This window comes from Comamonas sp. GW821-FHT11H03 (assembly GCF_058807955.1).
In genome coordinates this window covers 224,158-250,458 of the sequence record NZ_JBXARF010000007.1, presented here as the reverse complement: position 1 = coordinate 250,458, position 26,301 = coordinate 224,158, and the positions used below count along the sequence as shown (strand labels likewise).

General features: G+C 52.9%; 22 protein-coding genes. 13 read left to right on the top strand and 9 right to left on the bottom strand.

Annotation, left to right across the window (positions count from 1 at the left end; all coding sequences use genetic code 11):
- Positions 1–19: 19 nt before the first annotated feature.
- The 5 genes from ssb (at position 20) to AC1RTQ_RS17020 (ending at position 6,031) form a co-directional block, all read left to right on the top strand.
- Positions 20–574: a single-stranded DNA-binding protein gene (ssb, locus tag AC1RTQ_RS17040; RefSeq protein WP_302092620.1), complete on the top strand. Its 555-nt coding sequence runs from the start codon at positions 20–22 to the stop codon at positions 572–574.
- A 127-nt stretch (positions 575–701) separates the two neighbouring features.
- Complete coding sequence (locus tag AC1RTQ_RS17035) at positions 702–2,003, top strand: tyrosine-type recombinase/integrase (RefSeq protein ID WP_492877444.1); 1,302 nt, start codon at positions 702–704, stop codon at positions 2,001–2,003.
- Positions 2,003–3,577, top strand: a complete 1,575-nt coding sequence (locus AC1RTQ_RS17030) for a site-specific integrase (RefSeq protein ID WP_492877443.1) — start codon at positions 2,003–2,005, stop codon at positions 3,575–3,577. The genes AC1RTQ_RS17035 and AC1RTQ_RS17030 overlap by 1 nt, the downstream gene beginning before the upstream one ends.
- A complete protein-coding gene (locus AC1RTQ_RS17025; RefSeq protein WP_492877441.1) occupies positions 3,570–5,624 on the top strand; it encodes an integrase in 2,055 nt (684 codons plus the stop codon). The genes AC1RTQ_RS17030 and AC1RTQ_RS17025 overlap by 8 nt, the downstream gene beginning before the upstream one ends.
- Positions 5,621–6,031 (top strand): hypothetical protein, encoded by a 411-nt coding sequence (locus AC1RTQ_RS17020; RefSeq protein WP_492877439.1) that lies wholly within the window; start codon positions 5,621–5,623, stop codon positions 6,029–6,031. Before AC1RTQ_RS17025 ends, AC1RTQ_RS17020 begins: the two co-directional genes overlap by 4 nt.
- Positions 6,032–6,090: 59 nt before the next feature.
- Here AC1RTQ_RS17020 and AC1RTQ_RS17015 read toward each other — a convergent pair whose 3' ends face one another.
- Together AC1RTQ_RS17015 and AC1RTQ_RS17010 are read right to left on the bottom strand one after the other, a co-directional pair.
- Entirely contained in the window at positions 6,091–9,216 is a 3,126-nt protein-coding gene (locus AC1RTQ_RS17015) for a DEAD/DEAH box helicase (protein WP_492877437.1), read from the bottom strand.
- Positions 9,217–9,228: 12 nt separating this feature from the next.
- A complete protein-coding gene (locus tag AC1RTQ_RS17010) occupies positions 9,229–10,011 on the bottom strand; it encodes a Hachiman antiphage defense system protein HamA (RefSeq protein WP_492877435.1) in 783 nt (260 codons plus the stop codon).
- A gap of 504 nt (positions 10,012–10,515) precedes the next feature.
- Between AC1RTQ_RS17010 and AC1RTQ_RS17005 the strand changes: the two genes are divergently transcribed.
- A complete protein-coding gene (locus AC1RTQ_RS17005) occupies positions 10,516–11,274 on the top strand; it encodes a hypothetical protein (protein WP_492877433.1) in 759 nt (252 codons plus the stop codon).
- Between the two features lie 370 nt (positions 11,275–11,644).
- Here the strand turns inward: AC1RTQ_RS17005 and AC1RTQ_RS17000 are convergent, their stop codons facing one another.
- A complete protein-coding gene (locus AC1RTQ_RS17000) occupies positions 11,645–12,025 on the bottom strand; it encodes a helix-turn-helix domain-containing protein (RefSeq protein ID WP_492877431.1) in 381 nt (126 codons plus the stop codon).
- Positions 12,026–12,575: 550 nt separating this feature from the next.
- Here AC1RTQ_RS17000 and AC1RTQ_RS16995 point away from each other — a divergent pair.
- From AC1RTQ_RS16995 to AC1RTQ_RS16985, 3 genes are all read left to right on the top strand, one after another.
- Complete coding sequence (locus AC1RTQ_RS16995) at positions 12,576–13,163, top strand: HAD domain-containing protein (RefSeq protein WP_492877429.1); 588 nt, start codon at positions 12,576–12,578, stop codon at positions 13,161–13,163.
- The gene (locus tag AC1RTQ_RS16990) at positions 13,160–13,717 is read left to right on the top strand and encodes an HAD domain-containing protein (protein WP_492877427.1); all 558 of its coding nucleotides are present in this window, start codon (positions 13,160–13,162) and stop codon (positions 13,715–13,717) included. Before AC1RTQ_RS16995 ends, AC1RTQ_RS16990 begins: the two co-directional genes overlap by 4 nt.
- A 63-nt stretch (positions 13,718–13,780) precedes the next feature.
- Positions 13,781–14,281, top strand: coding sequence for an HAD domain-containing protein (locus tag AC1RTQ_RS16985; protein ID WP_492877425.1), 501 nt, complete (start codon positions 13,781–13,783; stop codon positions 14,279–14,281).
- A 223-nt stretch (positions 14,282–14,504) separates the two neighbouring features.
- Here the strand turns inward: AC1RTQ_RS16985 and AC1RTQ_RS16980 are convergent, their stop codons facing one another.
- From AC1RTQ_RS16980 to AC1RTQ_RS16960, 5 genes are all read right to left on the bottom strand, one after another.
- The gene (locus tag AC1RTQ_RS16980; RefSeq protein WP_492877423.1) at positions 14,505–14,969 is read right to left on the bottom strand and encodes a hypothetical protein; all 465 of its coding nucleotides are present in this window, start codon (positions 14,967–14,969) and stop codon (positions 14,505–14,507) included.
- Entirely contained in the window at positions 14,970–15,224 is a 255-nt protein-coding gene (locus tag AC1RTQ_RS16975; RefSeq protein ID WP_492877421.1) for a hypothetical protein, read from the bottom strand. It abuts the gene before it with no gap.
- Between the two features lie 369 nt (positions 15,225–15,593).
- Positions 15,594–16,781, bottom strand: coding sequence for an AlbA family DNA-binding domain-containing protein (locus AC1RTQ_RS16970; protein ID WP_492877419.1), 1,188 nt, complete (start codon positions 16,779–16,781; stop codon positions 15,594–15,596).
- Positions 16,782–16,846: 65 nt separating this feature from the next.
- Entirely contained in the window at positions 16,847–16,999 is a 153-nt protein-coding gene (locus AC1RTQ_RS16965) for a hypothetical protein (RefSeq protein WP_492877417.1), read from the bottom strand.
- Between the two features lie 265 nt (positions 17,000–17,264).
- Positions 17,265–18,323: a Fic family protein gene (locus AC1RTQ_RS16960; RefSeq protein ID WP_492877415.1), complete on the bottom strand. Its 1,059-nt coding sequence runs from the start codon at positions 18,321–18,323 to the stop codon at positions 17,265–17,267.
- Positions 18,324–18,889: 566 nt separating this feature from the next.
- On the opposite strand from AC1RTQ_RS16960, the gene AC1RTQ_RS16955 reads away from it, so the two are divergent.
- Both AC1RTQ_RS16955 and AC1RTQ_RS16950 read left to right on the top strand, forming a co-directional pair.
- Positions 18,890–19,885: a type IV toxin-antitoxin system AbiEi family antitoxin gene (locus AC1RTQ_RS16955; protein ID WP_492877536.1), complete on the top strand. Its 996-nt coding sequence runs from the start codon at positions 18,890–18,892 to the stop codon at positions 19,883–19,885.
- Positions 19,878–20,759, top strand: coding sequence for a hypothetical protein (locus AC1RTQ_RS16950; protein ID WP_492877413.1), 882 nt, complete (start codon positions 19,878–19,880; stop codon positions 20,757–20,759). The genes AC1RTQ_RS16955 and AC1RTQ_RS16950 overlap by 8 nt, the downstream gene beginning before the upstream one ends.
- Positions 20,760–21,134: 375 nt before the next feature.
- Here the strand turns inward: AC1RTQ_RS16950 and AC1RTQ_RS16945 are convergent, their stop codons facing one another.
- Positions 21,135–21,788 (bottom strand): hypothetical protein, encoded by a 654-nt coding sequence (locus tag AC1RTQ_RS16945; RefSeq protein ID WP_492877411.1) that lies wholly within the window; start codon positions 21,786–21,788, stop codon positions 21,135–21,137.
- 347 nt (positions 21,789–22,135) lie between these two features.
- Between AC1RTQ_RS16945 and AC1RTQ_RS16940 the strand changes: the two genes are divergently transcribed.
- A complete protein-coding gene (locus AC1RTQ_RS16940) occupies positions 22,136–24,067 on the top strand; it encodes an ATP-dependent nuclease (RefSeq protein ID WP_492877409.1) in 1,932 nt (643 codons plus the stop codon).
- Positions 24,064–25,980 (top strand): UvrD-helicase domain-containing protein, encoded by a 1,917-nt coding sequence (locus tag AC1RTQ_RS16935; RefSeq protein ID WP_492877407.1) that lies wholly within the window; start codon positions 24,064–24,066, stop codon positions 25,978–25,980. The genes AC1RTQ_RS16940 and AC1RTQ_RS16935 overlap by 4 nt, the downstream gene beginning before the upstream one ends.
- The last annotated feature ends 321 nt before the right edge of the window (positions 25,981–26,301 follow it).

Here is a 26,301-nt window from a genome sequence, read left to right as displayed (position 1 = left end):
TTTTTGAAAAGGTATCTCTATGGCATCCGTCAACAAAGTCATCATCGTCGGCAATCTGGGTCGTGACCCCGAAATGCGCACCTTCCCCAGCGGCGATCAGGTGGCCAATGTGACCATCGCCACCACAGACCGCTGGCGCGACAAGAACACCGGCGAAAACCGCGAAGCCACCGAATGGCACCGCGTCGTCTTCAACGGCAAACTGGCCGAAATTGTGGGTCAGTACCTGCGCAAAGGCAGCCAGGTCTATGTGGAAGGCAGCCTGCGCACCCGCAAGTGGACCGACCAGGCCTCCGGCCAGGAACGCTACGCCACCGAAATCCGTGCCGATGCGATGCAGATGCTGGGCAGCCGCCAAGGCGGCGGTCAGCAGCAAGGCGGCTACGGCAGCGATGATGGCTATGGCGAAAGCAGCTACGAAGCAGCACCCCGCCGTCAGGCTCCTGCACCCATGCAGCAGCAGCGCCCCGCACCGGCACCCATGCAGCAGCGTGCTGCTCCTGCACCCATGGCTCCTCCTCCCCAGCGCGCAGCTTCGGGGTTTGACGATATGGATGACGACATCCCGTTCTAGAGCCTACCTTTCCTGATTTGTAAACAAGAGGCCCGAGATGACGAATCTACGGGCCTTTTTCTTTGTTAACATTTTTTTCGAAGGCCGATAGTGTGTACTTATCGACTACCTTTGAGGAAATGTAAACATGTCAGTAGGCTATCAAGTCAGAACGATACGTTTGGAGTCTGGTGAGCGGCTTCCGCTGCTACTAAGCGAAGAGACTGGAGTGCCGGTCTGGGATGTGACGCTGTTCATCCTGACGGCGCTGCGCTCTACCAGTTTGGCGACCAACACGATTGCGCATGCGGCTAGAGCGGTGATGGTCGGCCTGCAGATTTTTCGTTACTTGGGCATCGACCTCCATCAGCGCCTAGAGCAAGGAAAGCTTCTCTCGTTGAGTGAAGTAGATGAGCTTGTGAAGTTGGCAGGGCTGAAGCAAGAAGAGCTTGACGCACTCCTGGGGGATAAAAAGAAGTTGCAGGCAGCGTCTCGTGTGGTTTCGCTTGAAAGAGCGCGAATGCGCAGTCCAAGCAAAGCACTGAAGCATGTCGAGTCCGAAACCAAGGCTGCTCGACTCATATATATCCGCAAGTACATTGAATGGCTAAGCGCAGGCAGACGCTTGAAGCTTGATGTTGGTCACGAGCACTTCCGTGCTTTGAATGTAGCGACTGAGACTGTGGTGGGCCAACTGAATGCACGCATCCCTGGTCGCGACCATGACGCCGGTGGCCGACAAGGTGTCAGTGCTGAGGTGCGCGCCCGAATACTAGAGGTCATAAACCCCGATAGCCCAGAAAACCCTTGGAAGGGCAGGCATGTTCGCCTTAGGAATCAGCTCATTTTCATGTGGCTGCTTCTGCTTGGTATTCGGAATGGTGAGCTTCTGGGGGTCTATGTCAGTGACGTTAATCTCCGCACGGGAGAAGTTGTCATCACCCGCCGACCAGATAACCCGGAGGATGAGCGCGGGAACGCTCCACTGGTTAAGACAAGAAGCAGGCTTTTAGCCCTTAGTCCTGGGTTAATGGACCTTACGCGTGATTACATCATTGGGAAGAGCAAGGATAAAAAGGGTTCGCGTTCGAGCATCAAGGGCGCGCGACGTCATCCTTACCTTTTTGTGGCCAACGGTACAGGTGCAGCACTGTCAAAGCCGGCCCTCAACAAGCTTTTCAGAGAGCTACGGACGAAGGTGCCTGGACTAACTAATGACCTTTCGCCTCATGTGCTGCGTCACACCTGGAACGACGATTTCTCCGAGCTAATGGACACGAAGGGTGTGTCATCAGAGGATGAGGAAAGGATGCGGAGCCAGGCGATGGGTTGGTCCCCTAAATCGAGGATGGCCGGTCACTATACGAAGAGGCATATCGAACGAAAGAGCAATGAAGCCTCACTAGCGCTGCAAGCCAAATCGTTCAAGCCCACAGATAAGAAAAACTGATGAAAAAAGACTTGCCTACCACTGAGAATCTCCCCGCCCGTCCTTTGAGTACCCTAGGACTGGTGCGCACCAAGTCTGGTATTGAGTTTGACGCCAGTGCTGATATCTGGGCATTTCGTGATGACGTGACAGACGTGAGTCTGAACTTTAGTCAGCTGACGAACATTTCAGATGAGTTACGTGAGAGCGCGAAAAGAGTGCTGTCTTGGTACGCCGAGAACAATTCATCCGCTCATATGAGGAATCTTTTTCAGCGATTCCAGCACTTCATTCGTATGACGCCGAGTCAGCTCTCAAGTATCAGTGATGTGAGCCTACTCAATTACCGTGCGGGCCTTGACGAGTCGACAGGTTGGTATCTCGGAACTCTCGCCGGATTTCTGAGGAAATGGATTCAGCTGGGTTATCCCGGTGTTGATGAGGGCGTGGATTTACTGCTGAAGCAGCTGCGACTTAAGGGAAACCGAAAAGGTATAGCTGTGCTGACCTGGGACCCCATAGATGGTCCATTCACAACCAACGAGATGGAGGGCCTTCACGCCGCGTTGAACCAAGCCTATGCCTGCGGGTCAGTGTCTGAAGAAGACTACGTCTTGGCTTGGTTGTACATTTTGCTGGGTCAGCGAAATCAGCAATACGCAGCCCTAAAGGTCTGCGATGTACGGGTTAAGAGAAGTGCTGAGGGGGTACTTAAGTACTCGATACACATGCCTCGTGCCAAGAAACGCACTAAGAACGCCCGTGCAGAACTGAAAGAGCGCTCTCTCCTTGAGCAGTTTGGCGAAATTCTTGTAGCTTATGCTGAAGGTGTATGCAAGCAATTTGAGGGCCGTTTGGTGGACCCAATGCAGGCTCCTTTGTTTCCGACAAAGCGCTCGGCGGGTGGTATTAACGGATTCGAATTTCACCGGACTGCGCTGGATATTGGAAAGACTATCACCACCGTGCTTGAGGGGTTGTCGGTCGTCTCAGAGCGTACGGGAGAGGTGATGAGCATTACTCCAACACGCTTCCGAAGAACTACAGGGACGCGGGCGGCAGAGGAAGGCTACAGCGAGCTCGAAATCGCAGCCCTCCTTGACCACAGTGATACCCAGAATGTTCAGGTGTATACGGCCAGCTCTCCAGCAATCATCGACCGAATCGACCGAGTAATCGCAATGGGAATTGCGCCTTTGGCCCAGGCGTTTGCCGGGAAATTGGTGGATGGGTTGGGCGTTGACACCTCGAATCGCATTATCGACTTGCGTGTCGACCACAGCGGTGCACCTATGGGGGACTGTGGGAAACACGGTTTCTGTGGTTTCAATGCTCCCATTGCTTGCTACACCTGCTCAAGTTTCGAAGCATGGGTTGATGGGCCACACGAAGGCGTCTTGGCACACCTTCTTGAAAAACGGGATAGGCAGCTTCAAACCACAGACAAGCGAATTGCGTCTATCAATGACCGGACTATCTTTGCCGTTGCCGCAGTGATTCGGCTTTGCAAGGAGAAAAAAAATCCCGCTGCCAAAGCAAGTGAGGAGACAAAGCTGCTCCCTGTAGAAGCCAGCGAGGAGACCAGTGATGTCTAACTTGGTTCTATTCAAACCACGTCGTGAACTCAGTGCTGAGAAGAATCTGGCGGCGTTCGTTGCCATGTGCCGTGACGAATTGACAGCTTTGGGGGCTGACCTCCCGTTCGACGAGATGAAGTGGGATGTGACGAACCACATAAAGCTCAAAGGAAAGAACGCGGCGCTGCGTGCAGTCTTCAGCACGTGGGAGTCTGCCGAGCACAGCGAGCCGACACCCATGGCTGAGCCCTATGCCGCTTTCGCAAAGTCCTACTTCCGCTATCAACATGCCTTTCGTCCAACAACATCCATAGGTTCTCGGATTGCTGCGACCCGGGCCTTAGGCGCTGCATTGGCTGAATATGGTTCGCACGACGTCACCCTCGTTCATGGCCAGGTGCTCAATCGCGCAGCTCAACTCATCACTGCTCATTACGGTAAGGAGGCTGGTTATCGAACTGGGCAGCAGCTAGCAATGTTGGCGTCATTCATAGACGACAACCGATTGGCTTCTGTCCCATTGCGTTGGGTGAACCCGATTGAGCGCCCAGTGCAGGCGGCTGGGCGAGTTGGTGAAGAGTTTGAAGCTCGCCGGCAGGAAATGCTCCCTTCCCCCTTCGCTCTTGACGCGCTGGCTCGAGCATTCCGTGCCGCATCTGAAACCCCGGAAGTTGTTGTGACATCTGTGGCCGCAATCATGTGCTCGGCCCCGGACCGCGTGAATGAAGTGCTGAGGCTCCAGATAGGATGCGAAGTGCATAGCTCCCGGCAGAATGCGCCTGAAGCTTATGGGCTACGTTTCTGGCCATCGAAAGGTGCAGACCCGATGGTCAAATGGGTTGTGCCATCGATGAGTTCAGTGGTTCAGGAGGCGATTAGTAAGTTGCAGGGCGCTTCCTCCGAAGCCCGGAAGGTGGCTCGCTGGTACGAGGAGAATCCGAGCGCGATGTACCTGCCTTCGCACCTAGAGCACCTACGGGGGCAAGACTTGTTCATGGATGAACTAGGAGAAGTTCTTTTCGCCGAGCCTGTTAGTCGGACGTCACCAGGGCAGTGGTGCAAGGGTAACGAAGTTCCGACCTTCTCTGTCGGAAAGAAGAAAGCCGTCAAGTTCTCTGATGTTGAAGCGGCCATCCTTGGGGAATTACCTCGTGGGTTTCCTTGGCTTGATGCTGATATCGGCCTGCGTTACAGCGAGGCGCTATGCCTCGTTCGGCGCAATGAGTTGCACAAAAGCAGAACGACGTTTCGAGGCATCGTCGAGGCTGTTGACCAGAATTTCATCGCCACTGGTCTGGGCAATCGCTCTGAGCACGGTTTGAAATCTGTTTTCGATAACTTGGGGCTGTTCGAAGCCGATGGTTCACCTATTGCTATTCGGACGCACCAGTTCCGGCACTACTTGAACACACTCGCTCAAGCTGGAGGCTTGAGTGAGTTGGACATTGCGAAATGGTCTGGTCGTAAAGACATTCGCCAGAATGAGGCATACAACCATGTCTCCGACCGTGACGTCCAGGCCCGTATTGTTGAGCTTAAGAGAGAAGTTGAAGAGAGCTCATCGACCGATTTGGTCCCTCAGGTTCGCATCAGCCTCCTGCCGAGGTCAGAGTTCAAGAAGCTAGGAATTAAGGCGGCTCACACAACGGATTTCGGTATGTGTGTCCACGACTTCGTCATGTCCCCGTGCCCAATCCATCAGGATTGCAACAACTGCAACGAGCAGGTGTGTATTAAGGGGGACAAGGTCGGCGAAGCTAACGCAAGGGCGGCGCATGAGGAGACCGCGAGTCTGCTGGAAGCTGCTAAAGAAGCTGATGCCGACGGGGAATATGGTGCGTCGCGCTGGGTTCAGCACCAGACGTTGACCCACTCTCGCCTGTCAGAGCTTATCGCCATCTTGGACAACCCGCGGGTTCCGGAGGGTGCCCTTATTCGCCTCACGCACGTTGAGCAAGCATCTCGACTGCAGCATGCAGTGAAAGCCCGCGCTGCCCTTGAAAATAAGTCCGACAAGCCGCGCTTGCTGAAATGGATTGTTGTTGAGGAAGGAGCTACTGAATGAGCCGAGCGAAGAATCTTGATGATGAGGACATCGCAAGCATTGTCGGCATATTGGACGGTTGGACAGGCAGCTTGACATGGGATGCCCTCATCGATTCGATTGAGAAGCATCTCTTCGTGCGTTACACGCGCCAGGCGTTGCACAAACACGTTCGTATTCGGGATGCCTTCACTCTGCGTAAAAAGACACTCTCATCAGAAAAGCCTCGCAGTCCAAAGGTGGCCTCCAGCCCGGAGTTGGAGCTCGCATGGCAGAGAATTGACAGACTAGAGGCTGAAAATAAGCGGCTTGAGCTTGAGAACACGAGGCTGCTTGAACAGTTCGTCCGGTGGGCATACAACGCGAATACGCGTGGGTTGGATGCTCACTTCCTCAATCAGCCATTGCCTCCAATTAGCAGGAAGTAGCTCTTAGAGGCAGCAGTGACTTGGTAAGAAGTGGGCAACCTGGGACGGTGCCTCACTTCTTAATTTTCAAGCATGTGCCACACACGGAAGTAATCAGCACCGGCGTCCCCCATCGCCTTCTTCCAAACTGCCTCGCCTTTTTCCTTTAGAGCCTTCCGAGTAGCGTAAGGCGTTGCTGGTGCACCCAGATGTGGGGCCAGTGCGATTGCAGCGTTGCGTGGAACGCCTGCTGACCTCAGCGCGATTTGTTCAGTGGTCCTGACTCCGTAGAGCACCATCGATGGAATGTTGGTGACCTCTGTCTGCTGGCTGAGCGGTAAATCCTCGATGGTTTTCCCAAGCTTCATCGCAAGTACAGAAGACAGGCCCCAGGAGGCTGTCATTGCGAGACGCTTAAAGCCTCTGACGCAATTAGCCAGAGCATCTTCTTCGTTTGCTGCGTCGGAGAAGTAGGTCGTGGCCAGGGTGTCAAAAGATGCACCGTTCACCCAATCTGCGAGCATATCCGCAAGCTTTCGGCCATCTCCGCGGCCTGCCTCCGTTAGCTCATCTCTGATTTCGGGAATGGTGAGCAAGACACCCATCACATCGCGAAGTGTTCCGCTTTTTCCTGAAAATAACTCGCTAGGACTTTCTAAATCAGACAAGTCTTCCACAGCACTCAAGCGACCAAGTGCACCCTTCACACTTTCGAAGCTGAAGCCAGTTGAGTCCACTAGCGTTACTGCTCCCATGTCCTGGGCAATTCGAGCTGCATATTGACGTGAAGCGCGCAGAAGCTTGCTTGCAAGCTGAGGCTTTTCTTCTCGCAGCACTTGATAGCCGAAGGTGCCACGTAGAACCAGCTCAATTTGGTCAGCGAATTTTGCCTGACCGACCTGTCGCAGCGTGTGAGCGATGAATTGGCTGAAGTTGGACCATTCCTTCTTGTAGACCAATTGCGAAAGTCCATGTTCATCTGCCAACAGGTCAAGGTCATTAACCATTGCGATTAGGCGTGAGGCGAGGTCAACCATCGACCTTTGAACAAAAACTCTACATTCGCTTTTCTTCTCCTCACTCGTCGCCGCAAGCGCAACAACGCCAATTGCATCTTGGTCCACTCGACCCACTCGCCCGGCGATGTTCCAAAACTCGGCGTAGCCCATCTTCTCCCCATAACCCATTGGCTTCTGTAGAGAGGAGATGACAAGATTGGAGATTGGAAAGTTGACACCCTGCGCCAAAGTGGTCGTGGCACACAGAGCACGTAAGCGCTTGTTCTCGAATAGCCACTCCATCGCCTGAGCTAATTCCTCAGGAAGGCCTGCGTTGTGAACGCCGACCCCTTGCTTAAGCAGCTTGGCAAGACTACATGCAGGCCCCAGCTCGTGGCTTGCAAAACGACCAACAGCAGCCCGGTCTTCAGCACCCTCCAACTCAGCCTCTGGAACCTTTGCTAGATATTCTGCAGACCTCCAGGTAGCTGCAACGGTCTGGCAAAGGATGACGGTAGGCCCACGTGATGAAAGTAGCTGTGCTGTCGCTGCAGACAACTTGCTTGCATTCTGGTGAAGCACTGCTGGAGTGAAGCCCAATTCAGGAGCAACGCCATCAAGCTTCAACTGTTCATCCAGATGAAGTGTGTTCTTGCGCGTCGCTATTGGTTCAAACAGGATATGGTCTGCCTTCGCACCCTTTTTTCCTTTGGGTGGAGGGCATACGACTCCAACGATGCGGTCATTGGGAACCCATTGAGCTTCGACTGAATAGTCTTTATAGCTCTCCCGGTCGAGCCATTGAGCTACGCGTTTTGCATTGCTGATGAATGGCGTTAAGAGTAAGAAACGCGCATTGATATGCTCTCGATTCACAATCGAGAGCAAAAGCTCCAACTTAACTGCTCTGTCATCGCCGGCACCGATGCCGTGAGCCTCATCTACAACCACCATGGACAGGCGGCCTAGTTTTGAGCACAGCTCTTCCCGCCTAATGAGCAAGTCGAGTTTTTCAGGTGTGCACACCAGAACATCAACCCTTGGACCATCGATTTCAGGGTTTTTGGCTGTTAGCGCACTAACTTCTAAAGTGTCGAATTCGAGCGCTGGAGAGAGTTTTTCCACTCGTTTATTAAGCGGGGAAAACTCTCGCCGAAGGCGATTTGTTACTTGATTTACGAGAGCTCTCGTGGGTGCCACATAGGCAACCCAGCCTGGTTCAGTACCCAGGTCATTGAGACTCTGCAAAATACCAAATTGCGCAAGTAAGGTCTTGCCGCTGGAAGTCGGAAAATTGACAACCACGGACCGGTGCACATTGGTGGCGAGCCCTTGGTGACGTAACGCTTCACGCTGTGGCGGAAGCAGCTGCAAAATAGGACGTGATGCGCGGTTCGTCAGGCTCTCTGCAAATTGTCTTGCCAGTTGATTTGCACCGCGGGTCGCAGCACGAATAGAGCTACTTTCAAGGCAGTGCGCTGTAGGCCGCAACAAGAAAACGATGTCTAGATTTTGAACTCCTCGAGCGCGGTCCAATGCGGACATGACGCGGTCGAAGTACATATCTATCTGTGCTTTTATATCTCCAGCACCGTCCGCGCTGCCTGTTAAGAGAAAGTCGGCGAGACGCTCACTAATAGTCGCAAGGAAGTAGAGCCCGATGAGCTCAAGTGCTGCGCCGTGGGCGCCGCCACTGAGTTTTTGAAGATAAGCTTTCTCATAGGCCTTCTGCGTTGAGCGCAGCAGGTTCGCCCCCTCTTTGGCCAACATGAGGTCGTTCTGGGACCCATGCCGCAGAATACCCAGCCAGCCGGACCAGACGGTCTCTCGGGCGAATTCAAGCCAGTCACCTTCGGGAGTTGCGTTGACCTTGATTGGGGCCTGCTCTAAAAGCTTTCGACCCTCTTGTGGGAGGTCAGCCAAGACAGCCAAACAAGCGGCACGCAGGTGCCAAGACATAAATTCAGAAGAATCTGTGTCGTTGGGGCGTTGCTCTCGCAGGAGGGAAAATGCGTGCTTGGCAGCGCTTTGCTGCTCTTTGCTCAGTTCAGGGTTGCCGTCGAGAGCATCCCATGTCAGCAATTCAGCTACCAAGCTAACGTAGGCATCCTGCGGCTCCTGGTCGATGTTGGAGCCCACAGCAGCATGCACGCGGCGACGCATTGCCTGCTGGTAAGCGGTCTCAACTGAAGTCAGGGTGGGAGTCATAGGAACTGTTAACTAGGCAACCTGACAGTGTTGTAACCAGTCCGAAGTTGGTAGACAAGTATGCAGCACATAGAGATGGCAGAGTTGCTGTGTGGGAAGTTGGGCACTCATCTTGGCCATGGGAGCCCTGACGTCTAGAACGTCCGGCTTGGTATCTCGTAAAAGCACACCTACCAGCTGGAATTTGCCAGCTGCCAAGTTTTCAAGCGCCGATTGGTAAAGGGGGCGATTCGCAGCGTCTTGCGACCGTTCCCTCAAGTAAAACATCAAGGTTCGCTGATACCCACGAGAATCGCTAACTCGTTGCAGTTGAACCGCCATTCCTGAGTGAATGTGAGTCATCACGGAAGGCGGAGACTTTTTCTCGCTCGAGGTCTTTACTTCGCCAAATAGAAAGCAGTAGGTTCCATCAGCTTGCAAAACGTAGCCGGCGATGTCAGCACCGGCTTGGCTCGCATTTGGATTTTTAAGGTCACGCCGTCGATTGCTTGGCAAAACTGAGTTGTGACGCTCAGCTAGGAACAAATCTGCAATGCCTTCGCCAATATCTGCGGAGGTTGTTGAGTACGGTTCACTGTGAATCTCTACCAGTGCGGAGACATCAAAGCCTTCTGCCGATAGTGCAGCGATATCGCTTTCAAAAGCATCAATAGTGGGCTTGTCAAAGACCCGAGCCGCAACGTCGTCACTGAGCCAGGCAACATAGGAACTGTGATTACTGGCATCAAATGCTTGGCAAGAAATATGCCCATCTAGATGGTCGTAAATCTTTACCAAATCAAAGGGTACGGGCATCGTTCGGTATCACCTTGCTAGCTTGCAATTTACTGCGTGGCACTGATATGACATAGCCCCGGTTTTTGGATGAGGCTTCGTTCTACTTTGGTTTCCAAAAGTAACAAACGTGATTCTATGGCCAATGACCTCAAAAAATATTTCACAGGCCAGAGATGAGTCGAGTTTGGGACAAACATTGATGCTCAGAAGATTCCTGCGCCCTCAAACATCTGTGAATTTTTGCTCCATTTGAGGACTAGAAGTTCTAGTCGAAGGTAGTCGTTTACGAGCAAGCTCTGCACGGCACGACAGCATCCGCGAGAACCTAGAAAACCTTGCAGATGGCTGGTATGGGCTGGATGGCTTGTAATGTTCGTTGAGCACCTATACATTTGAGGTAGGCGTCTGGGCCCAACCTATTTCCGGGTTAAAGCAGACAACTTCTCTTATGAACCCAGCGGACTCCATCCGAGTCGACGCGTAATCGGAAATCGTCGACTGAATACGTGATGAGGGTGCCGAATGGCTTCTATTCTTTTTTGCGAAAAGTCGCTTCAGTCTTTGAAGCGCTACCTGCGCGACGACTTCTTTGAGGTCAAGTCTTCACATCTAACAGAAGCAATTGCAGTAAGCCTTGGATACGGCAAACACGCAGCTTTACTGAGTGACTTGAAGCACGTCGGTGATAAGGTCGTTTACCGGCTTCTGAGCACCACGAGATTCATGCAGCGGCTCTGCGAGCTTGGTTATCCAGCTGACCCTGAGTTCGATTTCGAATGGATGGTTGGGGCAACGGATGTACCAGACTGCTTGATTTCGACTGTGCCATCCAGCGCCTACGACATTGAGTACAACGGAAAGCGAGCGACGGCTTGGCGCAATCTAATGGTTGCGGCGGTCAATGAAGGGCTGCGCATACAGTTGTTCTCTTTGAAGCCAGATGACAATCGATGGCACGTTGATAGGTTCGGAGGCGGCAGTGCCTTCTATGACTTTGAGCTGCCAGGTGGACTGGGGGCGAGAGGTTGTGTATCCGACGCAGGATTTGGTGAGCTGAATGTTCACGTCGCCGTCAACCCTAAAGGAAACGCCTTGGCTGCAGGCAATGCGGGCTTCTTTGCTGGTGACGCCGTCGCTTTGGGATGGCTGGAAAGGAGAGATGGTGCTTGGCTGCAGTCTTCAAAAGAGCGCTTCTCATGCAGGACCGTTCTGCTCGATTCGCTGTCAGCGATGACTTCCGTACCTGAAGGGTATGGTGACCGAGGCGGTGTCCGGCTGTGATTGGATAGTTTCAGAGCCCTACAGATTCCTCTGCGGGGTCTGTGGGGTCCTGCTATCTAATTGGTGTGAAGGCGGGTGGGGCTGTTCGAGCACACGACACCCTATGCCCTAACGTCCTATCTGCGATATTGCGTGCGGTCGCAATTCCTTTTGTATCTCGTCTCTTGAAGCTTCTCCAAGGGCGGAAAGTGCACCATATAGGCGACTTAGACGCCTTCAAGAGAGTGCAAGTTGGGAAGCGCGTATCTAATTTGCGTAAGCGCTGCTAGGCCGCCGCAAGGTCCGCAAAGGGGCGTACAGGCAGGCCCATCATCTCGCCTCGGGATGATGACCACTTGAGAGCAGCGCCCGCAATTGGCGACCCAAGGTGCTATTTGGATTCAGTAAACAGTTCACTGATACCGACATCAAGGCCTACTGCGAGCGCCTCTAGCGTTTCAAGAGTGACGTTGCGTTTTTGGCGTTCAATGTGGCCAATGATGGCTCTGTGTACACCTGCACGATGACACAGTTCTTCCTGTGAGAGCTCCCGTTCCTCGCGCAGGCGGAGAACATTTTTTGCGAGTAGTTCCTTTGCTGAGACGGCTGTTTTCTTTTTCTGAAGCTTCGGGGCATGCATGACCGAATGATGTTGAAACATAGCTACTGTGTCGACTACTGATATGTCGACTACCGATGCATCGACTACCAAGAAATCGACTACTTGTAAGTAGAGTTGTGTGTCACAATTGACCCGTATCTCTTCGAGCATCTAATGTTTCTTTGCTTACCCGAAAACCAGATTCCCTACCCGCATCAGAAGGTCTTTTTCCCTAACGGTGGTGGGTACTGGGGCTGCGTCGTCAAAGACTGTGCGGCGCCGATGTTCATTGCAACTGTCCAGCCCGAAGGTGAGCCGGCTTCAGAGAGAGTGACGGCTATGTTTGCCGACGTAGAAGCGCTCAGCAAGCTTCGAAATACACAGGAGCCTTGTCGCGTCGTTGCGCTTCATTGCGTTACCTACTCCAAACAGCAGACTAACTTGGCCATACAGCCCATAGAAGAGGTTTGGGTCAGCCCAGAGCGTCACAGCGAAAAGTTAGTCCTAAAGATGTCTGGTGTTCCAGACAAATATCTCGACGGCCACTCTATGAGTCCTGTCGTTAGGGCTGAGTCGGATGGCTGGGTACCGCTGTTCGAAATCTCTAGCAGTCCTGCAAAGCGGGGCTCACGAAATTAGTCTATTTCGAGTCCATTGGTATCGAGTTGCTTGCCGACGACGAGTCACATCCAAGTGATTGTTCTTTTGAGTGGTTGAACTGATGACTTCATCGAAGTACGGGCCGAACAAGCTTGAGCCGTCTCTTGCGGAGCAATGTAGTCGCGTTATTTTTTTAGACTTTGACGGAGTCCTGCATCCACCCCGAGCTATTGCAGGTGCGAGGCCACCGCTTGAGCCGCACGAGATTCGAGCGGGATGGCCTGCAACCTTCCAACACCTAGGCATCCTCAAGGACTTGCTGCGGGAGCATTCGGATATCGCAGTGGTTGTCAGCAGCTCCTGGCGCATCTTCTTGAATGACGCCCAACTGGGAGAACTCCTTGCCCCCATTGCCCGCTGGTATGGCGGCTCCGTGGGCAACCCGCAAATAGGACGCGACGTTGCGATTCGCGCCTGGCTGGAGCACAACGCCATCACTGACTATGCTGTGCTCGACGACAAACCGAAGTTCTTCCCGGGGCCGGCAGAGTCTTGGCCCACGTTAATACTCTGTGAGAGCGAGACAGGGATATCGGACATCAGGGTTCAGCAGAAGCTTCGTGACTGGGTGAACCGGCACACAGCCGGTGCGGCTGCAGAAGAAGGCCAACCCCTCGGCAATGAGCAGAAGCGAGCTGAGCCCATATGAGTCCCATCCTCTTCCTAGACTTCGATGACGTCATTTGCCTTAACAACCCATTCGGCGGCTATGACGCACTCACTGCTTTTGCTGAAGCTGCTCGAGAAGGTGCACCGCTGCGTGCTTTGGATGAGCTCTGGACCAAGCTGTTCGACACTCGGGCGGTGTCGCACCTTAGGCTGGTGCATGACGAGTTCTCTCCGCGGTACGTGCTCTCCACCAGTTGGCGCTGGTTTTTTGACCGAGACCTATTGGAGAGGACGCTAGAGCTGGGCGGTCTTGGCTTTGTCGCACAGGGGCTACATCAGGACTGGACTACGCCTCAAGTCTCAAGGCAGGCGCATCGGGCGGTGGAAATCAACAGTTGGCTGGAGCAGCATCCAGAAAGTGCTCACTCGTGGGCTGTGCTGGATGACGGACTCTCCGGCACCGGGTTCGGGAACTGGTCGCGAGAGCGGCGTCAATTCGTGGTTCTCTGCCAGGAAGGTGTTGGCTTTCAGAAGTACGAGCTTCAAAGCCTCAAGCGTGCCTTTGCGTTGCGAGGCTTAAGTTCTAAACCTTGAAATCAGCAGCGCTTCAGTCGGCGTACATCTGTGCCTGCTGACGTGACAGTAAGCCAGGTAAACATGTCAAAGACCATTCTCTATCTGGACTATGACGGAGTGCTGCACCCGGAGCCTGTCTACCGACATCCGAGGGGTGGTATGTACTTCAGTGTCGACCATGCTGGCCATCGCTTGTTCGAGAACGCGGAGCTCGTTGTCGAAGCCCTGGCGCCATACTCCGAAGTCGCCATCGTCTTGTCTACGTCCTGGGTGCGCGTACTGAGCTATTCTCAGGCCAAGGCTTATCTCCCTGAAGCGTTGCGCATTCGAGTGATTGGAGCTACGTTTCACAGCGCGATGAACAAGTTCGAGTTCGATGCGATGACCCGCGGTGCCCAAGTGTTGGCCGATGCGACACGCCGTTCAGCAACTAGTTGGGTCGCGCTGGACGACGACGGCGAAGGCTGGGGCGCCGCTGCATCCCTGCATCTCGTGCTGACAGAACGTACGTCAGGGCTATCTGAACCTCAGGCTCTCAAAGAGCTGTCAGACAAATTGAAAGAACAATTTAAGCAGTGGTGACTGCCTGCGGGTGCTGGCCATTGTTGACCGTCATTCCGCTCGGAGCTGACCGGTATGCTTGAGCTGACCAGCGGCTGCATGCGACCCAAAGCAGACCGCCACTAACTCTGAACTTAAGCCAATCGCTTTAGCGGGTCGGCTTGAGAGCCGGGTTAGACCAAACGCAAAAAACAGCCATGAACGTCCGGCAAACACCTAGAGCTAATTTAATTGATTTTTATATCTATGACTGCTGCCATTTTTTATTTATTGTTTTGATATTGTTGTAAGGCGATGCCTCACCAAAGTCTTCCTCATATTCTGAAATTATGTCGCGCACTAGGTTTCTATATTCTGTTCGCCAATCCTTATCACTTATATAATCTTTTTCTATGCAATAGCATAGCCTATCAAGTGCGTTCAGATAGCTTTCTTTAGTAGCATTAAAATAATCCTCAAGAATTTCTAAAGCAACTCCATTTAGATTACCATTATTTTCTGCTTCCCTAACTGATTTTGCCGCCTTATCAAACTCCAGCTTCCTTGAATTCATTTGAGTTTCTATCTCAAGAACAATTTTCAACGAATCCATTCTTTGATTTTTAATTGCTATGCCAATCTGACTATTAATTTTTCCTAATTGAATCCATGCGATAGAGGTTCCAATTAATGCTATCAGAAAAGTTCCAACATCCATATTGAAAGTCATTTATTTCTTCTTTTTTATTAAAATTTGTTTTGCTTTGCTTGTATTTATAATGGTTTTTTTTACCGATTGGTCTTCCGTTATAAGTTTAATAACGGATGCATACTCATATTCATCCGAACTCAATTCGAATATACTTAATACTTCAATTTGTTTCTTTAATATATCTTTAAATGGAAAATCCTTCCATTCATTTTCATGTTTTTTGCTTATATAATCTCGCAAATTCTCTAATGTTGTAATAGTATTTAAATCCATGAGTTTTTCCTATTTTATTACCAGATAGATTTAGACGACAAGGAAAAAAGCTTATCGTTCTTATAAAAATGAATTTATCTGAATTTATCTGAATTTATCTGAATTTTCGAGAGTGAGCAATGACAAACATGCTACTTAGTAAAACCTAAAGATTTCGAGATTGGAGATTTTTGCATGTAGTCCAAAGGACAATGATGAAATGACAGCTTCTGGCCGGTATGCGACTGTCGCAGAACGACCCAAAGCGGTCATCAAACGGCCTCCAAAGCAGCCATCCAAATCCGAACTTCCGCGGCGGCCACTCGAAACTGGAGACGAAACCGGCTAAGCCAAGCTAGGCGGGGCAGCATGAGTTAGGTCCACCAGTGCTTAGTCCGGTTCCTCCTTGTCAGCTTTGTATTGCGCGTACACCGCTTTACTGTACAGGTCGTCTAGAGCGTCAACGTCTAGTACAACCGTCTCGCCTGTAGCTTCAATGATTCGCTCAACCTCTTGTGGCGCGGACAGTTCAGCCGCGAGGATTCGAAATTTGAGACGAAACTTGCCGGGACCCGATGGAACAATGGCAAGCGAGTCAGTCGAGCGTCCCTCTTCGCCCGGGAGAAGTGAGCCGAAACGGATATGGCAGAGGGGCGTGACTCCGCCTTCATCGACGACAAGACGCGCATCCCTTCGCTCAAGCAAGTCCGGCAAGCCGCGCATCACTGGGCTCCACTGACTGTTAGGCATTTCCGGCATGTCCATCCCGGGGAACATCTGGAAGCCCTGTCCGTCGAGAGGTTCGACAGAAACTTCTAGCTTTGCATTGGACAGCTGCGTTTCCGAGCGATTAAGCAGCACGAACTTCATTTCGATAAGTGCGGCATCGACTACAGCGTACCTCGCATACTCTCGCCAAAAGTCTTTGTTGTCATGCCAAATCGAGGACCGTATGGACAAACCAAAAGGTCCGTCAGACTCGCGCGCACTCGCATAATCCGGCAGCTTCTCTGAGTATTGCAGATACCGAAGTGCGAACGTCTTCGGCAGAGGCTCGTTGTCCGTGGCCAGCACCAACAGGTCTAGCTGCACCGACCCACGCCCGGAATCCGCCAGTACCATATCACCGACTTCAGTGGGGTCTGCTTCATCTGTACTGCTGCCGCGCCGCACGTACACGATATTGGGCTTCAGCTTCCCGTATGCCTTGGAAACAAAGAAAGGGCGCTTCTGCTTTGGAATGGTTATTACACCAACGGTCTTACCGCCGTATAAGTGTTCTTCGTACCGAAAAGTCAGCTTGGGCTTTACCTTGCTATTAACGAATTCCTGGAGTGTCGAGTCATCGATATTGCTACTAATACCGACCACCTCTGCCGGGTGCGGCCTCTGGTCCAGAAATCCCAGGAGAATATAAGCAGGGCCCTCGCGCCAGGCATTTGCCATAGCCAGAACATCCTTGAGAATTTCTGATTTTTCGAACTCATTGGCACCGGCAAATGCATATTGCTTTGATTTGAAGTCAATATCGGTTCCCTCGCTTTTGTAGCGAAGTCTATTCAGTAGCTGTTCGTTCAAAATTGGCCCCCTCTAAGTAATTTATACAGATTCACGAGGTCGCAGATAAGCCCAATCAGGTTTGCTTAGTCGAGCAAATTGAGTAGCGTGTCCGCACCTCGTGACTTCAGTTCCTGAAGAGTCGCCAGCAAAGCTCTTAGCGCCGCTTCATTGTTGCCGCCTTTCTCACGCGCCACCTGCAAAAGCGTGTGCAGTGTGCCATCAGGTTCGGTAAGCATCACTCTAGGCCTATACGACCGGGGCTGGGCACTACGCTGCCATCACGATAACGACCCAAGGGTTCATGTGCAATGTCCGCTGTTGGCCGAACTCAGTCGGTTACGAGTAGCAGCCTGGTCAGCCACAGCCTGCACAGGCGGCCAGTTCACCCTGATAAGCCGGTCGACGACAACGAGCTTGGTGAGTAGCCTTGCTCTACAGGGTGGTCGAGCTGACTAGCTCCTTCTGAGCATTCGCAGACCTCCAGCGAGAACCTTGATGCGCTCACTGGTGAAAGCTTCGCGCGGACTGGCGATATACGAACTCAAATAGTTCTACTGCAGCCGATACATCCCGCTTTTGATAGATACCACTGAGCGCAAGCTCGTAGTCGGCTTTACCCACGCCCAGAAACGACAGGCGGGCACAGTTCTTATGCTGCAACGGGAAGTTAGCAGCTAGGCGAGCAGTCGCGCCATTTCCGAAATTGAATGCTTGCAGGTACGACAAATTCACCCATGTGAAGAACGCAGCTTCAATAGGGTTGTGTACTTGTCGTGCCTTATCGCCAATGGACTTCAGCAACGGTTGCAGGAAAGCAGGGTCGTGGCAGGGTGCGTAGTCGCAGCCATAAATAGGCAGCGTGCGGATGCTGCCAATGAGCTTTGCCTCCACGAGGTCCCGCATCAGCAAGGCTTGCACATCGACAATGCTCTCAACTGATATGTCCTGCTCTGACGCATTGACGTTGATGTAGTCGATGGCATCCCTGTGATTGAGAAGTACCAAAGCTTCCTTGCCGAGACCTTCTGCTTGAGGTTGCCCGTTTAGGAGCAGCTGGGCGTCATCCAGTCTCATGGATATGCCATCAAGACAAGCAGATGACCATGCGAGCTCCTCAAGAGGTTGCTTTGCTGCCAAACCAACCTTGGATTGGCCTGAGCGCGCCTGTCCGCAATAGCCTTCATGGAACAATTGCAGGGCTAGCTGCGGCGGCAGTAGGCTGCACAGATTCGGGGTGTACGTAGTCAAGAAGCTTGGCTCGTATTGAGCTTGTGAGCGCGTAGCAGACGATTGGCTTAGTGACTCAAGCAGCGCCGTTGCGGCTGACGACCATTGCTGGCGTGCCTTTGGAGGCTCGTTGGGGTCGACCCCTGCGAGGTAATGCGTCGAACGTCCCTTGCCATGAACTTGCAGAAGCCCAGCTTCCGCCAGGCTTCTCAAATCGCGATTGAGCGAGGCTCGAGAACTCTCGATGGAATCCATCAATGTGCTTGACCGGACAGGGCTGCGGGCGACCTTTACCGCATCCAATATTGCTTCCTTGCGCTCTGAAATGCTCATGAGTGAATTGTGCTTCAAGGATGCGCTGGACCACCCGCTTCTTCGTGGTGATTGCTGGTCAGCTCTAGCACCGTCTCGAACCGATGTGGCAAGAGGTGAAGCTGTGGGTGTACCGATATATGAGTGCAAATTGGCTATTTTTGTACTGATACATGAGTATGTTCGAGAGCACCCCAGCGTTCGGTGCTATCCCGCCGGCTACCCAAGCAGCACTTGATATGTTGGAAGCGGACTTGGCCGTGGTGTGGCTAAGGCGCAGGGGGCGCTGCGAAGTTGGGCCAGTGGAATGCGCATCTCTGTGGCAGTCCTCCAGTCAGTGCTGGGCGGTTTCATGTTTGCTTTCTAGCGTAAGTTTGCTGCTCAGCAAATATATAGAGAATGCATAACTTAGCTAATTTGACAAAATTTGCTGAACAGCTAATATTGCCATTGTGCCAAATGTATCAGACATCCGCGTTAGACAGTTTCTCAATGCCCTTGACCAAGTCATCGGGCTGCGGGTTGTCGACTACAGAGAGGAAGAGCCGTTTGAAGCTGAGGGAAGACGATTAAGACTCGACTTCTTGGTGCATGCGCAACTTGGAAAGGACAAAAAGTCCACAGCGCTAGCCATCGAGTCCGAGGAGATTGTCTATCCGCGTGGTGCTCGCATGCTGCTGGAGAGGTTCGCCTCGCGAGCCAAGTATCTGAATGAGGATGACGAGGTGCCAGTGGTGGTTGCTAACTTCCTGAGCAGCAGTACACAAGAGTTGCTGCGCGATGGCCACGTCAACTTCTATGAGGTAGCCTCAGGGACACTCTACTTCAGACATGGTCAAAGGCACATTGACATACAGCGGGAAAGCAAAGAGCCAGCAGAGCCGCGAAAAATCCGAAGCGTGTTCAGCGGCGCTCGGGAGCAGGTGGTTCATGCTTTGCTAGAGCATTGGCGACGTGAAGAGGACGAGGGGTGGGTGTCGGGCGCCGAGCTTGCGGGCATGGCAGATACATCCCCATTTACGGTGTCGACGACCATGCAGGAACTCGAACGGCACGATTGGATTGACGTCACTGGTTCAGGGCCGACTCTGCGACGCAGGCTCCGCCGCCCGGACCAACTGCTCGATGCCTGGGCCCAAGTTTGGACACAAAGACTGCCCCAGGAAACGCGAACTCGTTGGTATGCCTACGCTGGGGGTTCCGGCGGAATTGTCGACCATATGCTTGAAAGGCTTTCCGGGCGCGACGGCTGGCTGGTGACTGGTGCCGCCGCCGCCAATGCGGTCATGCCACATCTGACGGGCATCGACCGCGTAACCATCATCGTACCGCCAGGCGTTAGCAAAAGTTGGGCTGCCGATTTAAAGCTCGAACAGGCGGAGAAGGGCTCGAACGTAACCTTCGTCGAGCGGACGGGCGCATCGCTAATGTTTGGTGACGCACATCCGGAGCGATGGAGCTCTCGCTTTGCAAGCCGTTTTGTGATGTACCTAGACCTGTTGGACGGGGTTGGAAGAAACAAAGAACTTGCGGCCGAATTTAGGAGTCGGGTGCTGAAATTGGGAGAAATGGTCAGTGGCTGAAAAACACAACACGGCAGCGCTCTATAGCGAAGAAGTAACCACGGCCTGTGAGGTCACGCTTGGGCTGCTGCTTGAAGCCTTCGGTGGTTTCAAGGAGAGTCTTCGCTTGATTGGCGGACTTGTGCCGCGATATCTGACGCCGGCAGAACCTGCTCACATTGGCACAACCGACGTGGATATCGTGCTTGATGTTCAAGTGTTGTTGGCTGGTGAAGACTACACCTCACTTCGAAATCAACTGAAAAAAGCAGGTTTCAGCCGGCTTGTAAAGGATGGCAAGCCGAGTAGCTGGCAGTGGCAACTAGAGGCCCACGGTGTACCAGTCGTCGTCGAGTTCTTGGTGAATAGCGACAATCCGAACGAAAAAGGCTTGGTGCCGTTGGATGGCGAGGAGATTTCTGCTTGCAGGATTCCCTACGCGGGGATGACCAAGGACTGGTTCGAAACCCACACCATTCGTTTCCAAAGACCTGATGGTGCCGGTATCTCGAAGGAGACTATCCGGTATGCAGACGCCGCAACTTTCGTTGCGCTAAAGGCGCTGGCAATGAAAAACCGGCACGAAGCCAAAGATGTCGCTGACTTGGTGCACGTTCTACGGAATTACGCCGGAGCGCCAGCATCCATTGCAGAGCAGTACGCAGCACGACTCAGGGCCGGGGAATATGCCGAGCCGCTTCAAATTGCACTTGCGACGCTGGAAGAAAAATTCTGCACTGACGAACACACGCCGGGCTACGCAAAGGACGGACCTGGACGCTATGTCATATTCCACGGAATCACTGACGAAGAAGCGCGCTCGCTGGAGCTTCGTCAGGTCAGTGGACTGGTCACAGAATTTGTCAATTTAGTGCGCGAGCGGGTTGGGCTGTGATTGAGCTACGGCTGTCCGTGCAATGAGCTAGTGCTGACCAGTACACGTCGAAATTGCGTGCTCAGCCCCTGTCGGTCTACCGACGGGGGCTGATTTTGGTATCTTCAAGCTGTCTTGGTGGGAGCGCTGTACGAGTGCGAAGAATGACGTTTCCACTTCGAGCTGGAGCGAGCCGCGCTGCCGTAAAAGCTTAGCGGCAAGTGCTGGCGAGGCGTGTTCAGAAAGTCGAAGAGAAGGCTATATGTCATCTCACCAGAGCTGCCACTGAGTTCCATATGGTCTGCGTCAACCAACTCCTCAGCCTCTGATAATTCGATGTTCAGACGTGTTGCCAGTTCCTGAGCAAGAGTTGGTTTTGAGTCAGGCTCAAGGTCGTTACCAGTCGTAATCCAGACCCGCCGTGACAACCGTGAACTCGGCTCCATCTCTCCCAAAGCAACGACGACCACTGCGTTGAATGGTAGCCTCCATAGAAAATAGAACCTGATGACCAGAATATGGGCGTTCAAGGTCGAGACCTAATGTGACGTGGCCTGAAACCTCTACGGTCAGCGGTTCGTCGAAAGGCATCAAGTTAGGCTCTTCGTCTGCCGTGATGTAGACCTCATCAACTCCGTCGTAGTTAGCATTAGCTATTTCCGAATTTACGTTGTCATCTTGGAGAGCTGCGTTTTGCATTCCATCTTGAAACTCATCTATCAGTTCGCTGAACGTAAGGTGATGCCGTATGTTTGGATTGCAGTTTTCTAATGCACGCTCAATCAGCCCGACAAGGGGCTGCTTTGATAGTTGAATGCCCAGCGTGTGCGCACGAGTCAGAAGCAAATCAGAGTCAATAACTACATGCTCCACATCATCGAAAGACTGTGGCTCTTGCCCATCCGCTTGGGATGCTTGAAAGGACGCAAGAGTGTTGTGCCCCAAAGCGGCGCAGACGAGCTGCTGAGCATGACTTAGTGAGATAGGCTCCGAAGTCTTTGCAGTGCTTTTGCGAATGGAATGGGCGAAGTCTGTGATACCAACTGACATGGCAGTTCTCCTAGGTTAAGCGTGACCATTCGAGCGATTAACTGGTCCACGCCCCGGCGAATGCGCATGGGGGTTAGTAATTAAGCGAGAGAAGACTAGCAGTCTGGTATGAGCCGCTCGAAGCTCAGGCGGACGAGGCCTTGGACTGCAGTCTATTGGATGTTAAGTGCATTTGCAAGGAGCACAGATTCTTTGGTGCAGCTTGGGTGAACGTAGTGTTCGTGAAGCGCTGCTGTAAAGTAGTCAAGCGATGCTGAAGCACTTGACATTCAGTTTTAGCGTGCATTCGGATGGCCAGTAAGAGGCCACATCATAAAAATACTCAAGCGCCTACTGAGGGAGACCTAATGCATCTTCAGCGCATCCGTGCCCAGAATTTTCGTGCTTTCGGTGACGGTAAGACCTCATCCCAATTAGATTGGAGCTTGGCTCCTGGTCTAAATATTCTCATCGGCGAGAACGATGCTGGTAAGACCTCAATCATCGATGCCATTCGCCACGTGCTGTGGACTACGAGCTATGAGTTCATTCGGCTGCAGGAGCAAGACTTCCACACGCAGGGGTCAACTCGCGCCCAGTCAATGTTCATCGAGGCTACCCTGATTGGCTTGAATGCAGACCAAGAAGCAGCGGTACTTGAGTGGCTGACCTACGAGGAAGACGGGACACGCAGTCTCATCCTTCATCTTCAAGCCCGTTGGATACCTCCACGCGATAACAAGCGAGGCCGCGTCGATGCAATAACTCGCGCTGGTAGAGACGGCAATGGTCCAGAAATTGGTAGCGCCGTCCGTGAACTGGTGCGCGCTACATATTTACGTCCTCTGCGGGATGCCGAGGCGGAACTGAAGCCAGGACGTCAATCGCGGCTCTCACAAATTCTTGGCGCACATAGGAGCATTCAAGGCCAGGAGGTGAACGACTTTGATGCGGCGGACGCAGATAAGACTCCCCAAAATCTCGTTGGATTGATGGCGTTCACCCAACATCACCTTGGCCAACATACCGTCATCAAAGGTGTTGAGGACGATATCAACCAGAACTACCTTGGGAAGTTTGCCTTTGCGGGCGATACGCTTGAGTCGCGTATTCAGATTGCGCCTGACCTGGCCCTTCAACCTGTTCTTGAGAAGTTCGAACTGGGCCTGTTGCCATCGTCAGGCATTCATCCTGATTTCCGATGCGCTCGAGGGCTCGGCTACAACAATGCACTTTTCATGGCCACTGAGCTTGTATTGCTCAGAGATGGGGATGAGCTGGCATTACTGCTTATCGAAGAGCCCGAAGCACACCTGCATCCTCAACTGCAGGAGCGTGTGCAAGAACTGTTGGAGCAAACGTCAAACCACCCTCAAGCAGGGAAGCGTCCGGTCCAGGTCATCATGACCACCCACAGCCCCTCTCTTGCCGCCGGCGCCAACATCGCCTCGATGACGCTTGTCCACAAAGCACAGGTGTTTAGCCTGGCGCATGACAAGACGAAGCTGAAGATGAGCGACTACGAGTTTTTGCGCCGCTTCCTTGATGCGACCAAAGCAAACCTCTTCTTCGCCAGAGGAGTCGCAATTGTGGAAGGCCCGGCCGAAGCACTGTTGCTGCCTGCTTTGGCTGCGGCCTGCGGCATGTCCTTCTCAAAGCACGGCCTCGCTGTGGTGAACGTTGGCGGTGTCGGGCTATACCACTACGCGCGGATTCTCCAGCGTGCAAATGAGAAAGAGGTCATCCCCATCCCGGTGGCATGCCTGACTGACCGAGATGTCGTTCCCGACAACGCGTCTAAGTACATCAAGAGACCTGAAAACGGGAAGAAGCGATTTGAATCTGACTATTCGCCTGCCGAGTTACAGGCTGTGGTGGACGGGAAGGTTAAGAGAGCAGAAGGTGGAAGCACCATAGTCTGCGTATCTGACCACTGGACCTTTGAGTACGATTTGGCCCGTTATGGCTGTGCGGAGCTGATGTTTATTGCTATTCAGCTCGCGATAAAGGCTGAGACCAAAGGCGAAAGCCTGGATGAAAAAGACGAGCTGCTCGCCATCGAAAAAGCTAAAGTCGACTGGGCAGCCCTAGCGTCGACAGCCCCGAATGCAGATGCTCTCGCTTCGGACATCTATGAACCACTTGCGGCTGGTAAGGCATCTAAGGCTGTCACTGCGCAATACGCCGCCCACCTTGTCGCGACAGGCGAATATGGGAGCGGTGACGACCTATTCGCAAAGCTTCCACCGTATTTGCAACGTGCACTGAATTGGCTTACACGAAAGCCTGGTGCAGCATGAGCATCCCTGCCATTACCCCCGACGACCTCGCTGAACTGAAGTCTCTAGCGCCTGGACTCGACTTCTCCGATGCAGAGCGCCAAGCTGTACTGCTGGCAACCGGCACTAGGGATATCAATGCAGCACCAGGTAGTGGAAAGACTACTGTCCTTGCCGCTAAGCTCCTGCTGCACGCGCGCACTTGGCCGTATGACCAGCGCGGTATCTGCGTACTTAGTCACACGACGGTCGCTCGTGATGAAATCCAAAAGAGACTGGCAGCAACTCCTGAAGGTGCGCGGCTTCTAGCCTACCCACACTTCATCGGTACCATTCATAGCTTCGTTGACCGCTTCTTGGCTTTACCTGCATTGCGCAGCAGCGGCATTGCCGTCGATGTCATCGATGACGATGTGTTCGCCCAAAAAGCCATTTCTCTTGCGATAAAAAACCCATCAGTGTGGGGATGGACGCAGAAAAATGAAGGCGTAAAGCCGATGATTGGAGGTTTGGTTTACCGCGGACCAAATCTAGAGCTGGATTCTGAGGATGGAACCCTTCCCAAACAGAGTGCTAAGACTTATCCCGTCCTCGCGAATGTCAAAGCTGAACTGTCAATGGCCGGCGTCTTCCGATATGCGGATATGTTCGCCATCGCAGAGGCCCATCTTGCTCAGTACCCCGACATCCAAGAGCATATCTCGCGTAGATTTCCATTGGTCTTCATCGATGAGATGCAGGACACATCTATCGAGCAGGAGGCCTTGCTCGACAAACTGTTCAGTGCATCGGTGTTTGTCCAGCGGTTCGGCGACGTCAACCAACGCATACTCGGAAGCGGAGCTGACATCTCGAAACTGAGCTTCCCCATTGCAGCCGCAATGCCAATAAGCAGCAGCAAGAGATTCGGTCCCACCATTGCCTCTGCTGTATCGACCGTAAGGGTTGGTGGCGAAGCGGTCACTGGCGCCGCAGGGGATGTACACCCGCCTATGCTATTAATGTACGCAGCAGCACGCGTCGCAGAGGTGGTCGGGCATTTCGCCCACTGTGTACTAGACCGGTTCGATGATGCCGCTCTACATAACAGCTCAGTCAAAGCTCTTTGTGCTCGCAAGCAAGGTAACGCCCCAACGCAGGAGCCTGGTCGAACGCTACTCGACTACTGGCCAGCCTACCTAGAACAGTCCAAAGGTGGGGGTCGCTCAGAGCGCCTTTGGGCTCTTTTACGCCAACCTTCCGAGGCAAAGCTGAGGAAAGGCTCGATGTACTCGAGGGCAATAGACGCAAAGCGAGCCACGTTACTTGTACTGCGTGCAGTGAAGTCTTCACACGTTGAAGGCGTGCGCGACGGCTCTCAATTGGTTCGACGTCTCACGGATGCGGGACAAGACTCAACAGCTGTCGTCAAACTATTTCACACTCTGGCTCTTGCTACTGACCTCGATGGCAGCGACGGCGGACGGGCTAGAGCAGTAGCTATCTTCTATAGATACTTGCAGCCCCTGTTTCCTGCCGAGATGACACTCGCCGAGTTCCAGGCTCTTTCTGTGTTTGCCCCTCCTGAAAAAGAGCCAGAGCAGGAAGTAGGCCAGCAGCGTTGCCGTGTCACCAAGGATGGTCGTAGTGTGGAGGTGGAAATTGGCACTGTTGCTTCAATGAAGGGTGAAACCCACCTTGCTACGCTAGTGCTTGAGTCGCTTGGGTATCCAAGTCGCAGGTTTGACTTGCAAGAGGCCCTGCCAGTCCTCGCCGGCCTAAATGTTCGCGACCCTAAGATGAAGGAAAGTGTCCTGTCGCAATTTAGAAGTTTGTATGTCGGGATGTCTAGGCCCACTAGCTTCTTATGCCTCGCGGTGAACCAAGCACGCGTATCTGCGGACTGCGTAACCGCGCTTCAACAGCAAGGCTGGGCGATAGAAGTGCTGGGCTAGCTTGAGGCTGTTCAGGTGTTGGCCGTCCTGCTTGCTGCACGCGGTACGATTTCGTTACCTGGCCAGCGTTAGAACAGTCTGCGCGGCACCCCTACTCAAGCAATGTAAACAACCTGCCAAAAAAACGCTTACTTGTTTGCATTAGTTAAAGTAAACTCCGACGGAAACGGCCTTCTGACTAGCTTTCAGAGAGATGTTTACACAAAAGGTGACCTCTGCCCTTCTAAATCACGGACAGGTGGCTGCCGCCACTTTGCAAAGATTTGCAAAAAGCCCGCGCTCCAATTAGCGTGGGCTTTTTTATGTGGAGACTCGATAGAT

Excerpts from the sequence above, each read along its gene's own strand:
- ssb (WP_302092620.1), top strand. The coding sequence starts at position 20 with ATGGCATCCGTCAACAAAGTCATCATCGTCGGCAATCTGGGTCGTGAC.
- AC1RTQ_RS17035 (WP_492877444.1), top strand. The coding sequence starts at position 702 with ATGTCAGTAGGCTATCAAGTCAGAACGATACGTTTGGAGTCTGGTGAG.
- AC1RTQ_RS17030 (WP_492877443.1), top strand. The coding sequence starts at position 2,003 with ATGAAAAAAGACTTGCCTACCACTGAGAATCTCCCCGCCCGTCCTTTG.
- AC1RTQ_RS17025 (WP_492877441.1), top strand. The coding sequence starts at position 3,570 with ATGTCTAACTTGGTTCTATTCAAACCACGTCGTGAACTCAGTGCTGAG.
- AC1RTQ_RS17020 (WP_492877439.1), top strand. The coding sequence starts at position 5,621 with ATGAGCCGAGCGAAGAATCTTGATGATGAGGACATCGCAAGCATTGTC.
- AC1RTQ_RS17015 (WP_492877437.1), bottom strand. The coding sequence starts at position 9,216 with ATGACTCCCACCCTGACTTCAGTTGAGACCGCTTACCAGCAGGCAATG.
- AC1RTQ_RS17010 (WP_492877435.1), bottom strand. The coding sequence starts at position 10,011 with ATGCCCGTACCCTTTGATTTGGTAAAGATTTACGACCATCTAGATGGG.
- AC1RTQ_RS17005 (WP_492877433.1), top strand. The coding sequence starts at position 10,516 with ATGGCTTCTATTCTTTTTTGCGAAAAGTCGCTTCAGTCTTTGAAGCGC.
- AC1RTQ_RS17000 (WP_492877431.1), bottom strand. The coding sequence starts at position 12,025 with ATGCTCGAAGAGATACGGGTCAATTGTGACACACAACTCTACTTACAA.
- AC1RTQ_RS16995 (WP_492877429.1), top strand. The coding sequence starts at position 12,576 with ATGACTTCATCGAAGTACGGGCCGAACAAGCTTGAGCCGTCTCTTGCG.
- AC1RTQ_RS16990 (WP_492877427.1), top strand. The coding sequence starts at position 13,160 with ATGAGTCCCATCCTCTTCCTAGACTTCGATGACGTCATTTGCCTTAAC.
- AC1RTQ_RS16985 (WP_492877425.1), top strand. The coding sequence starts at position 13,781 with ATGTCAAAGACCATTCTCTATCTGGACTATGACGGAGTGCTGCACCCG.
- AC1RTQ_RS16980 (WP_492877423.1), bottom strand. The coding sequence starts at position 14,969 with ATGACTTTCAATATGGATGTTGGAACTTTTCTGATAGCATTAATTGGA.
- AC1RTQ_RS16975 (WP_492877421.1), bottom strand. The coding sequence starts at position 15,224 with ATGGATTTAAATACTATTACAACATTAGAGAATTTGCGAGATTATATA.
- AC1RTQ_RS16965 (WP_492877417.1), bottom strand. The coding sequence starts at position 16,999 with ATGCTTACCGAACCTGATGGCACACTGCACACGCTTTTGCAGGTGGCG.
- AC1RTQ_RS16960 (WP_492877415.1), bottom strand. The coding sequence starts at position 18,323 with ATGAGCATTTCAGAGCGCAAGGAAGCAATATTGGATGCGGTAAAGGTC.
- AC1RTQ_RS16945 (WP_492877411.1), bottom strand. The coding sequence starts at position 21,788 with ATGTCAGTTGGTATCACAGACTTCGCCCATTCCATTCGCAAAAGCACT.
- AC1RTQ_RS16940 (WP_492877409.1), top strand. The coding sequence starts at position 22,136 with ATGCATCTTCAGCGCATCCGTGCCCAGAATTTTCGTGCTTTCGGTGAC.
- AC1RTQ_RS16935 (WP_492877407.1), top strand. The coding sequence starts at position 24,064 with ATGAGCATCCCTGCCATTACCCCCGACGACCTCGCTGAACTGAAGTCT.